This window comes from Streptomyces sp. NPDC054834 (assembly GCF_053611185.1).
The window spans coordinates 357,383-370,525 of sequence record NZ_JBSGZV010000002.1 but is presented as its reverse complement, the minus strand read 5'-3'; the positions used below and the strand labels follow the sequence as shown (position 1 = coordinate 370,525).

15 protein-coding genes are annotated in these 13,143 nt (G+C 72.3%); 6 read left to right on the top strand and 9 right to left on the bottom strand.

The window, feature by feature from the left end:
• Nucleotides 1-3: 3 nt before the first annotated feature.
• Nucleotides 4-597 carry a TetR/AcrR family transcriptional regulator gene (locus ACWGJM_RS04385; RefSeq protein ID WP_453410148.1) on the top strand — a complete coding sequence of 198 codons (594 nt, stop codon included), beginning with the start codon at nt 4-6 and terminating at the stop codon, nt 595-597.
• Between the two features lie 71 nt (nt 598-668).
• Here the strand turns inward: ACWGJM_RS04385 and ACWGJM_RS04380 are convergent, their stop codons facing one another.
• Together ACWGJM_RS04380 and ACWGJM_RS04375 are read right to left on the bottom strand one after the other, a co-directional pair.
• Nucleotides 669-1,892, bottom strand: a complete 1,224-nt coding sequence (locus tag ACWGJM_RS04380) for an acyl-CoA dehydrogenase family protein (protein ID WP_453410147.1) — start codon at nt 1,890-1,892, stop codon at nt 669-671.
• Nucleotides 1,893-1,897: 5 nt separating this feature from the next.
• Nucleotides 1,898-2,929 (bottom strand): phosphotransferase family protein, encoded by a 1,032-nt coding sequence (locus ACWGJM_RS04375; protein WP_453410146.1) that lies wholly within the window; start codon nt 2,927-2,929, stop codon nt 1,898-1,900.
• A 290-nt stretch (nt 2,930-3,219) separates the two neighbouring features.
• On the opposite strand from ACWGJM_RS04375, the gene ACWGJM_RS04370 reads away from it, so the two are divergent.
• Nucleotides 3,220-4,179 (top strand): NADP-dependent oxidoreductase, encoded by a 960-nt coding sequence (locus ACWGJM_RS04370; protein WP_453410145.1) that lies wholly within the window; start codon nt 3,220-3,222, stop codon nt 4,177-4,179.
• 19 nt (nt 4,180-4,198) lie between these two features.
• On the opposite strand, the gene ACWGJM_RS04365 is transcribed toward ACWGJM_RS04370, so the two are convergent.
• The 4 genes from ACWGJM_RS04365 to ACWGJM_RS04350 are packed head-to-tail and all read right to left on the bottom strand — an operon-like array spanning nt 4,199 to nt 6,408.
• Nucleotides 4,199-4,525 carry a DUF202 domain-containing protein gene (locus ACWGJM_RS04365; protein WP_453410144.1) on the bottom strand — a complete coding sequence of 109 codons (327 nt, stop codon included), beginning with the start codon at nt 4,523-4,525 and terminating at the stop codon, nt 4,199-4,201.
• Nucleotides 4,522-4,914, bottom strand: coding sequence for a YidH family protein (locus tag ACWGJM_RS04360; protein ID WP_453410143.1), 393 nt, complete (start codon nt 4,912-4,914; stop codon nt 4,522-4,524). The genes ACWGJM_RS04365 and ACWGJM_RS04360 overlap by 4 nt, the downstream gene beginning before the upstream one ends.
• A gap of 21 nt (nt 4,915-4,935) precedes the next feature.
• A complete protein-coding gene (locus ACWGJM_RS04355; RefSeq protein ID WP_453410142.1) occupies nt 4,936-5,451 on the bottom strand; it encodes an NUDIX hydrolase in 516 nt (171 codons plus the stop codon).
• Between the two features lie 45 nt (nt 5,452-5,496).
• Nucleotides 5,497-6,408 (bottom strand): DMT family transporter, encoded by a 912-nt coding sequence (locus ACWGJM_RS04350; protein ID WP_453410141.1) that lies wholly within the window; start codon nt 6,406-6,408, stop codon nt 5,497-5,499.
• Between the two features lie 793 nt (nt 6,409-7,201).
• Between ACWGJM_RS04350 and ACWGJM_RS04345 the strand changes: the two genes are divergently transcribed.
• The 3 genes from ACWGJM_RS04345 (at nt 7,202) to ACWGJM_RS04335 (ending at nt 9,605) form a co-directional block, all read left to right on the top strand.
• Entirely contained in the window at nt 7,202-8,140 is a 939-nt protein-coding gene (locus ACWGJM_RS04345; RefSeq protein ID WP_453410140.1) for a hypothetical protein, read from the top strand.
• Between the two features lie 129 nt (nt 8,141-8,269).
• A complete protein-coding gene (locus ACWGJM_RS04340; protein WP_453410139.1) occupies nt 8,270-8,995 on the top strand; it encodes a molybdopterin-dependent oxidoreductase in 726 nt (241 codons plus the stop codon).
• Nucleotides 8,979-9,605 carry a cytochrome b/b6 domain-containing protein gene (locus ACWGJM_RS04335; RefSeq protein WP_453410138.1) on the top strand — a complete coding sequence of 209 codons (627 nt, stop codon included), beginning with the start codon at nt 8,979-8,981 and terminating at the stop codon, nt 9,603-9,605. The genes ACWGJM_RS04340 and ACWGJM_RS04335 overlap by 17 nt, the downstream gene beginning before the upstream one ends.
• Before the next feature lie 20 nt (nt 9,606-9,625).
• Here the strand turns inward: ACWGJM_RS04335 and ACWGJM_RS04330 are convergent, their stop codons facing one another.
• Nucleotides 9,626-10,534 (bottom strand): NAD(P)-dependent oxidoreductase, encoded by a 909-nt coding sequence (locus ACWGJM_RS04330; RefSeq protein ID WP_453410137.1) that lies wholly within the window; start codon nt 10,532-10,534, stop codon nt 9,626-9,628.
• Between the two features lie 59 nt (nt 10,535-10,593).
• Here ACWGJM_RS04330 and ACWGJM_RS04325 point away from each other — a divergent pair, with 59 nt between their 5' ends.
• On the top strand, nt 10,594-11,001 hold the full coding sequence (locus tag ACWGJM_RS04325) for a MerR family transcriptional regulator (RefSeq protein ID WP_453410136.1): 408 nt from the start codon (nt 10,594-10,596) through the stop codon (nt 10,999-11,001).
• Here the strand turns inward: ACWGJM_RS04325 and ACWGJM_RS04320 are convergent.
• Nucleotides 10,952-11,716, bottom strand: coding sequence for an SDR family oxidoreductase (locus ACWGJM_RS04320; RefSeq protein ID WP_453410135.1), 765 nt, complete (start codon nt 11,714-11,716; stop codon nt 10,952-10,954). The two genes, ACWGJM_RS04325 and ACWGJM_RS04320, sit on opposite strands and share 50 nt — an antisense overlap.
• A gap of 10 nt (nt 11,717-11,726) precedes the next feature.
• The gene (locus tag ACWGJM_RS04315; RefSeq protein WP_453410134.1) at nt 11,727-13,124 is read right to left on the bottom strand and encodes a GntP family permease; all 1,398 of its coding nucleotides are present in this window, start codon (nt 13,122-13,124) and stop codon (nt 11,727-11,729) included.
• Between the last annotated feature and the right edge of the window lie 19 nt (nt 13,125-13,143).

Here is a 13,143-nt window from a genome sequence, read left to right as displayed (position 1 = left end):
GCAGTGCCCAGGACGACGGACGGAGACGGAACCCCCGTCCCGCAGCGGTTGCTCGCCGCCGCCACTCGGCTCTTCGCCGAGCAGGGCTATGACCGCACCTCGGTGCAGGAGATCGTGGAGTCGGCCGGCGTCACCAAGGGGGCGCTGTACCACTACTTCGGCTCCAAGGACGACCTCCTGCACGAGGTGTACGCGCGCGTGCTGCGGGTGCAGCAGGAGCGCCTGGACGCGTTCGCGAACGCCGACGAGCCCATCGAGAAGCGGCTGCGGGGGGCGGCGGCCGACGTGGTGGTCACCACCATCGAGAACCTCGACGACGCGATGATCTTCTTCCGCTCCATGCACCACCTGAGCCCGGAGAAGAACAAGCAGGTGCGCGCCGAGCGCCGGCGCTACCACGAACGCTTCCGTGCGCTGATCGAGGAAGGCCAGCGGGAGGGCGTCTTCTCCACGGCGACCCCCGCCGACCTCGTGGTGGACTACCACTTCGGTTCCGTCCACCACCTGTCGACGTGGTACCGGCCGGACGGGCCGCTCAGCCCCCAGGAGGTCGCCGACCACCTCGCCGACCTGCTGCTGCGGGCGCTGCGCCCGTAGCAGGACGGCTGCGGTCATGACAGGGCAGCGGTAAGGGGCGGTCGCCATGGCGACCGCCCCTTACCCGTGCCTCACAGGTACTTCTTCAGCTCCCGCCGCGCCAGCGACCGCTGGTGCACCTCGTCGGGGCCGTCCGCGATCATCAGGGTGCGGGCACCCGCGTACAGCTCGGCGAGCGGGAAGTCCTGGCTCACGCCGCCCGCGCCGTGCAGCTGGATCGCGCGGTCGATGATGTCGACGACCGCGCGGGGCGTGGCGATCTTGATGGCCTGGATCTCCGTGTGGGCGCCCCTGTTGCCGACGGTGTCCATCAGCCAGGCGGTCTTGAGCACCAGCAGCCGCAGCTGCTCGACCGTCACCCGGGCGTCGGCGATCCAGTTGTGGACCACGCCCTGCTGGGCGAGCGCCTTGCCGAAGGCCGTGCGGGAGACGGCCCGCCGGCACATCAGCTCGATCGCCCGCTCGGCCATGCCGATCAGCCGCATGCAGTGGTGGATGCGGCCGGGACCGAGCCGGGCCTGCGCGATGGCGAAGCCGCCGCCCTCCTCGCCGATCAGGTTGGACACCGGCACGCGCGCGTGGTCGAAGACCACCTCGGCGTGGCCGCCGTGGGAGTGGTCCTCGTAGCCGAACACCTGCATGGCCCGCTTGACGGTGACGCCCGGGGTGTCGCGGGGGACCAGCACCATGGACTGCTGGCGGCGGATGTCCGGCCCGTCCGGGTCGGTCTTGCCCATCACGATGAAGATCTTGCAGTCCGGGTTCATCGCCCCGGAGATGTACCACTTGCGGCCCGTGATGACGTACTCGTCCGTACCGTCGGTGGCTCGCTCGATGAGCGTGGTGATGTTGGTGGCGTCCGAGGAGGCCACGTCCGGCTCGGTCATCGCGAACGCCGAGCGGATCTCACCGGCGAGCAGCGGCTCCAGCCACTGCTTCTTCTGCTGCTCGTCGCCGAACTGCGCCAGCACCTCCATGTTGCCCGTGTCGGGCGCGGCGCAGTTCAGCGCGGTGGGCGCGAGGTGCGGGGAGCGGCCGGTGATCTCGGCGAGCGGCGCGTACTGGAGGTTCGTCAGCCCCGCTCCGTACTCGGCGTCGGGCAGGAAGAGGTTCCACAGGCCCTGCCTGCGGGCCTCGGCCTTGAGCTCCTCCACCACGGCCGGGGTGTCCCACGGCGAGGCCAGCGCGGCCCGCTGCTCCTCGGCGACCGGCTCGGCCGGGTAGACGTACTCGTCCATGAAGGCGAGGAGCTTGGCGCGCAGTTCCTCCGTGCGCGCGTCGAATGCGAAGTCCATGCCGGTCAGCCTTCCTGAAGAGTGGTCAGTCCGTGGTGGATGAAGACGGGGACGAGCTCGCCGATCCGGTCGAAGCCGCGCCCGACCGTCTGGCCCAGCGTGTACCGGTAGTGGATGCCCTCCAGGATCACGGCCAGCTTGAACCAGGCGAACGCCGTGTACCAGGAGACGGCCGAGACGTCCCGTCCCGAACGCGCGGCGTACCGCTCGATCAGTTCGGCCGGGGACGGGTGCCCGGGGGCCTCGGCGGTGGTGGAGACCGGCGACTCGGGCATGCCCAGCGGCTGGCTGTACATCACCAGCAGGCCCAGGTCGGTGAGCGGGTCGCCGAGGGTGGACATCTCCCAGTCGAGGATCGCCCTGATCGTGTCGTCCGGGCCGATCAGGACGTTGTCGAGGCGGTAGTCGCCGTGCACGACGGTGGGCGCGGGGGAGTTCGGCAGCTGCCGGCCGAGAGAGGCGTGCAGCTCGTCGATCCCGGCCAGCTCGCGGTTGCGCGAGGCGTCCAGCTGCTTGCCCCAGCGGCGCAGCTGCCGGTCCAGGAAGCCCTCGGGCCGGCCGAAGTCCGCCAGGCCCACTTCGGCGGGGTCCACCGCGTGCAGTTCCACCAGGGTGTCGACCAGGGACAGCACCGCGTTCCGGGTGCGCTCCGCGCCGAGCGGGGCGAGCTGGTCGGCGGTGCGGTAGGGGGTGCCCTCGACGAACTCCATCACGTAGAACGGGGACCCGACCACCGCCCCGTTCTCGGGGTTCTCGCACAGCAGCACCGGGCGCGGCACCGGCACGTCCGTCGGGTACAGCGCGCTGATCACGCGGTGCTCGCGCTTCATGTCGTGCGCGGTGGCCAGCACATGGCCCAGCGGGGGCCGGCGTACGACCCACTTGGCGGTGCCGTCGGAGACCGCGTAAGTGAGGTTCGACCGTCCGCCCTCGATCAGCCGGCCCGTCAGCGGGCCGGTCACCAGGCCGGGCCGCTCCTGGTCGAGCAGGCCGCGCAGCCGGTCGAGATCGAGTCCGGGCGGGTGGTCGGGGCTCATATGTCGCTCCTACGAACGGGTGAACAGGATACGACTCATGATGCCGACCGGTCGGTATGTCGTCCAGTAGGAGGGCCAAACGTGATGGGTGCCACGATAGGCCGACCGGCGGGTCAGTGGTCGTCCGGTGGCTGGTGAAGCGCGGTCATGGCGCTCACCTTCGGGGGTACGGGAGGACGTGGACGTCGACGACACCGACGGCGTTGACGACACCACAGGCTGCCACGCAAACGACTCATATCGGATCATCCCGCTTGCGTGGCGTCCGCGTACCCCGGAGGGTCGGTGACATGAAGGGCATCCACTACAGCCGCTACGGCGGAGCCGAGGTCCTCGAGTACGGCGAGCTGCGCGATCCCAAGGTCGGTCCCGACTCGGTCCTGGTGAAGGTGCGCGCGGCGGCCGTCAACCCCGTCGACTGGAAGTGCCGCGAGGGCTATCTGGACGCCATCCTGGACGCCGTCTTCCCGGTCGTCCCCGGCTGGGACGTCTCCGGGGTCGTCGTGCAACCGGGGGCGGCCGTCACCGAGTTCGCCGTCGGCGACGAGGTCATCGGCTACGTCCGCGAGGACTTCCTCTCCCGGGGCACCTTCGCCGAGTACGTGGCCGCCCCCGTGCGCACCCTGGCCCGCAAGCCGCGCAACCTCACCTACGAGGAGGCGGCCGGGCTGCCGCTGGCCGGACTCACCGCCTACCAGGTGCTCGTCAAGACGCTGGAGGTCAAGCGCGGCGAGACCGTTCTCGTGCACGCGGCCGCCGGCGGGGTCGGCTCGATGGCCGTCCAGCTCGCCGCCCACTTCGGGGCCCGGGTCATCGGTACGGCGAGCGAGCGCAACCACGACTTCGTGCGCGGCCTGGGCGGCGAACCGGTGACGTACGGCGACGGCCTGGCCGAACGGGTGCGGGGCCTCGCCCCGGAGGGGGTGGACGCGGTCTTCGACACGGTCGGCGGCGACGCGCTCAAGGCCTCGGCGAACCTGCTCGCCCCCGAGGGCCGGCTGGCGTCGATCGCAGACCCGGAAGTCGTCGGCTACGGCGGCCGCTACTGCTTCGTACGCCCCGACGCGGAGGACCTGGGCCGCCTGTCCGAGCTCGCCGAACAGGGTGTGGTGTCGGTGCATGTGTCCGAGACCTTCCCGCTGGAGCGGGCGGCGGACGCGCACCGGCTGAACCAGGAGGGCCGGACCCGGGGCAAGATCGTGGTGACCGTGGACTGGTCGGAGGGGGCGGAAGAGGATTCCGTTCACTAGCGGGCTTCGGGCGCCGGCCCTACACGACGAGCGCGGCGGCGCACACCGCCATCGCCACCGTGCACAGCACCGCCGCCAGGGCGTGGCGGGGGGTGAGCGCGGCCATCCGCCCGGCCGGGTTCGCGAGCGCGCGGATGCGGTGGTGGGCGACCAGCAGGAAGCCCACCCAGAGGGCGCCGCACAGGGCGCAGGCCACGATCCCGGTGGCCGACGCCCCACCGTGCAGCGCGGCCCGCAGCGCCAGCACGGAGGCGACCGCGTACGACAGCGTCGTGCGCCGCCAGGCAAGCCGGGTCCGTTCCGGTTGCAGCCCGGGATCCCGGCCGGGGTCCCGCCCGGTCGTCACCCGGCCCACCCGGCCAGCACGACCACGACCATGGCGATGGCCACCACCGCGACGACCAGGCTCAGCACCGCGGGGAACCGCGAGGCGGGCAGGTCCTCGCCCCGGCGCATGGCACGCTCGCAGCGCACCCAGTGGTTCACCGCCCTGAGCGAGCACAGCACACCCGCCGCGAGCAGGGCCAGCGCCAGCCCGACGCGCCAGCCCCAGCGCAGACCGGGCAGGAACTGGTCCACCGCGAACCCGCCGCCGATCAACGCCAGCGCGGTCCGCAGCCAGGCCAGGAAGGTGCGCTCGTTCGCCAGCGAGAACCGGTAGTCGGGCGTACTGCCCTCCTCCCGCACCTGCTCCGGCGCGAACCACAACCGGACGTTCCGTACGAACTCGATCACGCGGCCGACCCTACCGGTGTGTCATGGGGCCGCTCGGAACGCCCTCAGCCGCTCGTACGCCGCCAGCCCGTCCGGCACCCACTCCCACTCGCCGAGCCGCCGCTCCACCTCCTCCTCGGGCAGGAAGTCGTACCAGGCCACCTCCTCCACCTGTGGCCGCACCGGCGTCTCGCAGCGGACCTCGTACACCGCCGACCACCAGCTCTGCCCGGCCCCGTCGTCGTACAGGAACTTGAACAGGAACGACGGCCGGGGCAGCCCGCTCACCCCCAGCTCCTCCTCCGCCTCCCGCAGCGCCGCGTCGTCGTAGGACTCGCCCGCCCCGACCACGCCCCCGACGAACATGTCGTGCAGGGAGGGGAACACCAGCTTGGTCGGCGTACGCCGGTGGACGAAGAGCCGGCCGGCGGAGTCCCGGGCCTGGATGAACACGCAGCGGTGGCGCAGTCCGCGCGCGTACGCCTCCCCGCGCGGGTACTGCCCGATGACCTGGTCGTTCTCGTCGACGATGTCGAGGATCTCGTCAGCAGCGTTCATGGCCCCCATGAAAGCAGGGCGGCCCCGCCGGGGGGCCGGGCCGGGTCAGTGCGGCTGGAGGTCCCGCGCCCGCTCCTGCTCCGCCGTGCCGCGCGGCATCGCCGGGTGCAGCCCCAGCAGCATGATCCCCGTGACGATCGCCGCGAGGCCGGCCGCCTCCCAGGCCAGCGCCCCGGTGTCGGTGCGCAGCCGGTCGCCGAGGAAGCCCACCCCGCACAGGATCCCGGCCAGCGGCTGGGTCGCGGTGAGCGCGGGCAGCGACATGCGCAGCGGGGCGGTCTCGAACGCGCTCTGCACGAGGAGCAGCCCGGTCACGCCGAGCGCGACCACCCCGTAAGGCTGCCAGCCGGTGAACACCTCGGCGAGCCCGCCCTCGGAGAAACGCTCCCCGCTCACCCGGGTCAGCGCGTCCTGCACGCCGTACAGAAGCCCGGCCGCGCAGGCCAGCAGGACCGGGCCCCAGCTCAGCCTCGAACGTTTGGCGTACGTCGTCAGCACCAGGGCGACGCCCACCATCACGCCGATGATCAGCCAGTGCCGGAACGGGTCGGCGACGGCGATCCCGCCGCGCGGCTGACCGGCCACGATGAACGCGGTCACGCCTCCCGCGAGGAGTGCGAGCCCGGCCCAGCCCTGGTGGCCGAGGACCTGCCGGGTCCGGTACCGGGACAGGGCGAGCGCGAACAGCAGGTTGGTGGCGAGCAGCGGTTCCACCAGGGAGATCTCACCCTGGCCCAGGGCGATCGCGCCCAGGACCATGCCGGCCACCATCAGTCCTATGCCGCCCAGCCAACTGGGCACTCTCATCAGGTCGAGCAGCAGCCGGAACGACAGGAAATCGCTGAGCGGTGCCTTCTGGGCGGCGGCCTGCTGGAGCACGAACCCGAAGCCCAGGCAACAGGCCGCGCTCACGGCGAGAATCAGAACCAGAACCGACACGCTGCGTACCTCGATCATCCGGCCGGGCCACGGAGTGCGTAGTGGCCGACTGTAGCGCTCCCGGGTCGGCGTTGCCCCTGGGAGTACCCGGAACCGGGCAGTTGACTCGGTCACGCTGCCCGGGGGGACGCGTGCACGGCGGCGATACCTTACTGCCATGGTCCGTTGGCCGGGCCGGTGGCGCCATGGCACACGCCACAGGGTGACCTGCGACGCGCTGTCCCGAGTGGCGCTCGCGGGGGCCGAGTGGATCACAACTGGCCCAGGGAAAAAGGCGGTTGACGCGAGTAACACCTCGCCGTCGCTTGACGGAAACTGTTGGCTGAGGGTTTGCTGTGAGTGATCGGTCGATGCCGGCCCGCCACCCGCCCGGGCGCCGACGACGAGCCCCGCCCCCGAGGAAGGCCCCCCGCTGTCCCCAAGCCGCTCCCGCACACCCCGGGCCACCACCGACACGCGGTCCGCCGGCCGGCCGGATCCCATGCCCGACCCTCCCCGCGACGCCGCTGATGGGCGCGGGGACGAGCAGCCGGACTCCGCGCCCGGGTCGTCCTGCGGCCCCGTACTCGCCACCCGGACCGGCGGCGCGGCCGAGTCTGCGTCCGGCAGTCGGTCGGAGGCCGCGTCTGTGCCGGCGGCCGGCGGCGAGTTGAGCCGCGGGTCCGGGGCCGCGGCCGGTGGCGGATGGGGCGTCGGGAATGCGGGCGGGTCGGGCGCGTTGGGCCCCGGGGCCGTGTCCGCGGTCGGCGGCGGGTTGGACTTCGGGAGCGTGTCCTCAACCGGTGGCGTGTCGGGCGGCCGGCCGGAAAACGTGTCGGAGCCCGCCTCGGCGCCTGACCGAGGCGCCGCCCCCGCCTTCGATCCCGCCCACGACGACACCGAACTGGTCGCCGCCCGCGCCGCCCTGGCGCAGGGTCGTCGTCAGGCCGCCCGCGCGCTTCTGCTGCGCACCGGGGACGACTGGGACCGGCGCGGACACCGCATCGCCGTCCTCGCCCAGAACCCGTACGCCTCCGCCTGGGCCCGCGACTGGCTGAGCGCCGAGCCCCGGTCCGCCGACGCCGCCGCGCTCCTCGCCCTGGCCCTCGTCCACCGCGCCCGGCGTGGCAAGGAGGGGCGCGGCCCGGCCCGGGACGCCTGCCGTGCCGCGGCCGCGCTGGCGCCCGCCGACCCCACCCCATGGCTCGGCCTGCTCTTACTCGAGCGGGCCACCGGCAGCGACGACACGGTGGCCCGGATCTTCGGCGAGGTGCGTGACCGGCACCCCGAGCACCACCATGCCCACCACCTGATGGTCGCCCGGCTCGCCGAGCGCGACACCGACCGCGGCCCGGACCCGCTGCACGAGGTGTACGGGTTCGCCGACCACGTCGCCGCCCGGGCCCCCGCCGACTCCCCGCTCGCCCTCCTGCCCGTCGTCGCCCGCGCCGAGCGCTACCGCGTACTGGCCACGGCCGGCCTGGAGCCCCCCGACCCGGCTGGCTCCGCCCACTGGACGGGGAGCCGCGCCCGGCAGGCGACACGGGCCGCGTTCGACTGGTGGCTGGAGTGGGAGCACGACGACCATCCGCGCCGTCACGTCGACCTGAACTTCCTCGCCCACGCCATGGCCTGCCAGGAGCGGACCGCCGAGGCCGCCGCCCTGTTCCGGCGCATCGGCCGGCACGCCACCCCGGCCCCCTGGTCGTACCCCTGCCACGACCCGTGCACAGCCTTCCGCCAGGCCCGCAGCAAGGCCCTCGGCAGTTGACACGGCTCGCGCCGACACGGCTCGCGTCCGACGCGTCTCCATGAGACGTACATGAGAAGTGATTACGGAATCCTGACGGGAATCCGTGATCACTGGTCCGCCGGGCCGCAAGAGTGCTCGAATGAAAAGGTGAACCCCGAACAACCCGAGGACGAAGGCCGCCCCCTCGGCCGCCGCGTCTTCCTCGGCACTCTCGGCCTGGGCGCCCTGGGCGTGTTCGCCGCGCCCACCCTTCAGCGCGGCATGGAGTCCTTCCTGGGCACGGTGTCCGGCAAGGACCCGACCGGCCTGACCGGCCTCCTGCCGAACGGCGGCGGCTTCCGCTACTACTCGGTGGCCGCCTCCGTCCCCCACAAGGGCCCCACGGACTACCGGCTCAAGATCGACGGCCTCGTCGACCACCCCCACACCTACACCCTGGCCGACCTGCGCGCCCTGCCGCAGACCCGGCTGGTCAAGGACGTGCAGTGCGTCACCGGCTGGCGCGTCCCGGGCACCCCCTTCGAGGGTGTCCGCCTCGCGCACCTGCTGGAGACGGCCGGCGTGCGCGAGGGCGCCAAGGCGATCCGTTTCACCTGCTTCGACGGCACGTACACCGAGAGCCTCACCCTGGACCAGGCCCGCCGCCCCGACATCCTGGTCGCCCTGCGCATGCAGGACAAGGACATCGGCCACGACCACGGCGGCCCGGTCCGCCTGTACGTGGCGCCCATGTACTTCTACAAGTCCGCCAAGTGGCTCTCCGGCATCACCGTCACGGACCGCGTCCAGGAGGGCTACTGGGAGAAGCTGGGCTACGACGTCGACGCCTGGGTCGGCCGCTCGAACGGACGGACCGATGAGCCTACGAGCTGAGACCCCCGCCCCTCCGAGCGCGCGGATCCACCGCTTCAGCCGGGCCGAGCTGTGGGTGCACCGGACGACGGCCGTGCTGATGGGCGTGTGCGTCGCCACGGCGGCCTGCCTCTACATCCCCCAGCTCGCCATCCTCGTCGGCCGCCGCGAGCTGGTCGTGCGGATCCATGAGTGCGCCGGCCTCGCCCTGCCCGCACCGGTCCTGCTCGGCCTCGTCTCCCGCGCCTTCCGCGCCGACCTCGGCTTCCTGAACCGATTCGGCCCGCACGACCGGCTCTGGCTGCGCGCCGCGCTGCGCCGCGACCGGCGGCCCGAAGCCCGCCCGGCGGCCAAGTTCAACGCCGGGCAGAAGATCTACGCCGCCTGGATCGCCGGGGCGACGCTGGTGATGCTCGGCACCGGCCTGATGATGTGGTTCACCCACCTCACCCCGCTGATGTGGCGCACCAGTGCCACCTTCGTGCACGACTGGCTGGCCCTGACCATCGGTGTCGTCCTCGCCGGCCACATCGGCATGGCCCTGGCCGACCCCGAGGCCCGCCGCGGCCTGCGCACCGGTTCGGTGAGCCGGGAGTGGGCGGAACGCGAACATCCGCTGTGGCGGCCCTGATCCACGGCCCGTCCGGCCTGTCAGCCCTGTTCGGCCTCTTCGGCGTGCTGGACCGTGGCCAGCCGTGCCAGCCCGTCGTCGCCGTGGCCCGAGGCCACCAGCCGGTCGGCGGCCCGCCTCGCCGACGCCAGCGCGCCCACGTCCAGGCCGTGCCCGGCGGCCGTGCCGACCAGGTGCGTGAGCGCCGTCGCCGCCGAGGCGACGGTGGAGCGCTCACCGGGGAAACGCCCCGTGGCCAGCTGTTCGGCCCAGCGCGGCGCCATCTCCGTCAGGAGGCCGCCGATACCGGCGGCGTACGGCGCCAGTTCACCGGGAGCGATGCCTTCGGCGCCGGCCAGTGCGAAGGCGTGTGCCAGGCCGTTCACGGAGGTGGCGAACAGGTCGAGCAGCGCCACCTCGTGGGCCACGGCCCGGCCCGGGTCCGCGCCGACGTACCTGCCCGTGCCCCCGAGCGCGGCGATGACCTCCCGCACGGCCTCGTAGACCTCCGCCTGCCCGCTGTAGAGCACAGCGGCCGACGGTGTCCCGATGGCCGGGGTCGGGGAGAGGATCGCGCCGTCCAGATACGGGATGCCGTGCCCGTCCGCCCACCGGGCCAGGGCCCGGGCCCGCGCCGGCTCCCCGCTGCCGAGGTTGACCAGCACACGACCGGTCCAGTCGCCCGGCGGCGGGTCGAGGACAGCCCGTACGGCGGCGTAGTCCCGCAGGCAGGCGACGATCACCCGCCCGCCCCGCACGGCCTCCGCGACACCGCCGGCGACGACGGCACCCCGCCGGGAGAGGCCGTCGGCCCGGCCCGGGGTGCGGTTCCACACCGTCAGCGGGTGACCGGCGTCCAGGAAGGCGGTGGCCAGGGCACGTCCCATGGGGCCAAGGCCCAAGAGGGAAACGGGAGTTGCAGTTGTGGATGATGGCGTCGAAGTCGTCATGCGGCAATGCTGGACAATCACGTTGACGTGAGAGTCAAGTCCCTGTTGCACTCGGTCCCATGAGGATCGGGGAACTCTCCCGGCGCACCGGCGTGAGCCCGCGCGCCCTGCGCTACTACGAGGAACAGGGGCTGCTGACCCCGGCCCGCCGCCCGAGCGGGTACCGCGAGTTCGAGGAGCGGGACGTCGCGACCGTCCGGCGCATCCAGATCCTGCTCTCCGCGGGGCTCGGCACGTCCGCCATCGCGGAGATCGTGCCCTGCGCCGACGACCCGGACGTCGTCCTGGTCGGCAAGTGCCCCGAACTCCTGGACGGCATCGCCCGGGAACGGGACCGCATCACGGCGACGATCGAGGACCTGACGGCGGCCCGCGACATCCTTGACTCCCTGGTCGGCCGGCCCCTGGACGGCACGTTCACAGGACGCTCGTCATTCCGCCGTCGACGTACAGCACCTGCCCGCTGACGAAGTCCGCCGCGGGGGAGGCGAGGAACAGCAACCCGCCCACCAGGTCCTCGGCACGGCCCCACCGGCCGGCCGGGGTGCGCTGCCGCACCCAGGCGCTGAACTCCTCGTCCGCGACGAGGGGTTGTGTCAGCTCGGTCTCGATGTAGCCGGGGCCGAGGCCGTTGACCTGTACGCCGTGCGGACCCCAGTCGGCGCACATGCCCTTGGTGAGCATCTTCAGCGCCCCCTTGGTCGCCGCGTACGGCGCGATGCCGGGGCGGGCCACCTCGCTCTGGAGCGAGCAGATGTTGATGATCTTGCCGTGGCCGCGTGCCGTCATCCGCCGGGCGGCCTCCCGGCCCACCAGGAACGCGCTGGTGAGGTTGGTGTCCAGGATGCGGTGCCAGTCGGAGTCGGTGAACTCCAGCAAGGGTGCGCGCAGTTGCATGCCCGCGTTGTTGACCAGGATGTCCAGCGGACCCACCCGCTCCTCGACCTCCGCTGTTCCGGCGGCCACAGACGGGCCGTCGGTCACGTCGAACGCGGCCGTGTGCACCCGGTCGCCGGGCAGTCCGGCCGCGGCCTCGGCGAGCCGGTCGGCGTCCCGTCCGTTGAGGACCACCGTGCACCCGGCCTGAAGCAGACCGCGGGCGAGGGCGAGCCCGATGCCCCGGCTGGAGCCGGTGACCAGAGCCGTGCGGCCGCCGATGTCGAAGAGGGGGTGAGCCGTCATCGCCGTACTCCTAGATCACGAGGGACAACAGCAGGACCAGTCCGCCGGCGACCACCGAGATGATCGTCTCCATCACCGACCAGGTCTTGACCGTCTGGCCGACGCTCAGCCCGAAGTACTCCTTGACCAGCCAGAACCCGGCGTCGTTGACATGGCTGAAGAACAGCGAGCCGGCGCCGATGGCGAGGACGAGCAGCGCGGTGTGCGTGGTCGACATGTCGGCCGCCAGCGGGGCGACCAGGCCGGCCGCCGAGACGGTCGCCACCGTCGCCGAACCGGTCGCCAGCCGGATCGCCACCGCGATCAGCCAGGCCAGCAGCAGTGCGGGGATCGACCAGTCCTTGGAGATGTCCAGGATCATCTGGCCCACACCGCAGTCGATCAGCGTCTGCTTGAAGCCACCGCCCGCACCGACGATGAGCAGGATGCCCGCGATCGGCATCAGGCCCTTCTCGACGGTCTGCGAGATCCGCTCCTTGGAGAACCCGGCCGGCCGCCCAAGCGTGAACATGCCGACGATGACGGCCGCGAGCAGGGCGATCAGCGGGGAGCCGACGACGTCGAAGACACGCTGGGTGGTGTTCGCGGGGTCGTCCACGACGAGGTCGACCAGCGCCTTGGCGAGCATGAGGACGACCGGCAGCAGCACGGTGGCCAGCGTGGGCACGAAGCCGGGACGCCGCTGAAGTTCCTCGGAGGCGCGCGGCGGCAGCATCCGGTCGGGAACCGGTACGTCCACCCAGCGGGCGGCGACCTTGGAGAACAGCGGGCCGGCGATGATCACCGTGGGGACGGCGACGAGGATGCCCAGCGCCAGCGTCACGCCCAGGTTGGCCTTGACGGCGTCGATGGCCACCAGCGGTCCGGGGTGCGGCGGCACCAGCCCGTGCATCACGGACAGGCCGGCCAGCGCCGGGATGCCGATCCGCATCAGCGAGTAGTTGCCGCGCTTGGCGACCATCAGCACCACCGGGATCAGCAGCACGATGCCGACCTCGAAGAACAGCGGCAGACCGATCACCGAGGCGATCAGCACCATCGCCCACGGCATCGCCCGGCCGCCCGCCTTGGCGAGGATCGTGTCGACGATCTGGTCCGCGCCGCCGGAGTCGGCGAGCAGCTTGCCGAGTATCGCGCCGAGGGCAATCAGCACACCGACACCGGCCACCGTGGTGCCCAGGCCGGTGGTGAAGCTGATGATGGCCTTGTCCAGGGGCGCGCCGGCGACCGCCCCGAGCGTCAGTGACCCGATGGTCAGCGCCAGGAAGGCATGGAGCTTGAACTTGGTGATGAGCAGGACGATGACGGCGATGCCCGCCAGGACGGCGATGCCCAGCTGTGCGTGGCCGGCCGAGGTGATCGGCGCAGGCGCATCCGCTGCCAGCATCTCGACGCTGAGTCTGGTCACGGTTTCCCTTGCAGTTACG

Excerpts from the sequence above, each read along its gene's own strand:
- ACWGJM_RS04380 (WP_453410147.1), bottom strand. The coding sequence starts at position 1,892 with ATGGACTTCGCATTCGACGCGCGCACGGAGGAACTGCGCGCCAAGCTC.
- ACWGJM_RS04375 (WP_453410146.1), bottom strand. The coding sequence starts at position 2,929 with ATGAGCCCCGACCACCCGCCCGGACTCGATCTCGACCGGCTGCGCGGC.
- ACWGJM_RS04370 (WP_453410145.1), top strand. The coding sequence starts at position 3,220 with ATGAAGGGCATCCACTACAGCCGCTACGGCGGAGCCGAGGTCCTCGAG.
- ACWGJM_RS04355 (WP_453410142.1), bottom strand. The coding sequence starts at position 5,451 with ATGAACGCTGCTGACGAGATCCTCGACATCGTCGACGAGAACGACCAG.
- ACWGJM_RS04350 (WP_453410141.1), bottom strand. The coding sequence starts at position 6,408 with ATGATCGAGGTACGCAGCGTGTCGGTTCTGGTTCTGATTCTCGCCGTG.
- ACWGJM_RS04335 (WP_453410138.1), top strand. The coding sequence starts at position 8,979 with ATGAGCCTACGAGCTGAGACCCCCGCCCCTCCGAGCGCGCGGATCCAC.
- ACWGJM_RS04330 (WP_453410137.1), bottom strand. The coding sequence starts at position 10,534 with ATGACGACTTCGACGCCATCATCCACAACTGCAACTCCCGTTTCCCTC.
- ACWGJM_RS04325 (WP_453410136.1), top strand. The coding sequence starts at position 10,594 with ATGAGGATCGGGGAACTCTCCCGGCGCACCGGCGTGAGCCCGCGCGCC.
- ACWGJM_RS04320 (WP_453410135.1), bottom strand. The coding sequence starts at position 11,716 with ATGACGGCTCACCCCCTCTTCGACATCGGCGGCCGCACGGCTCTGGTC.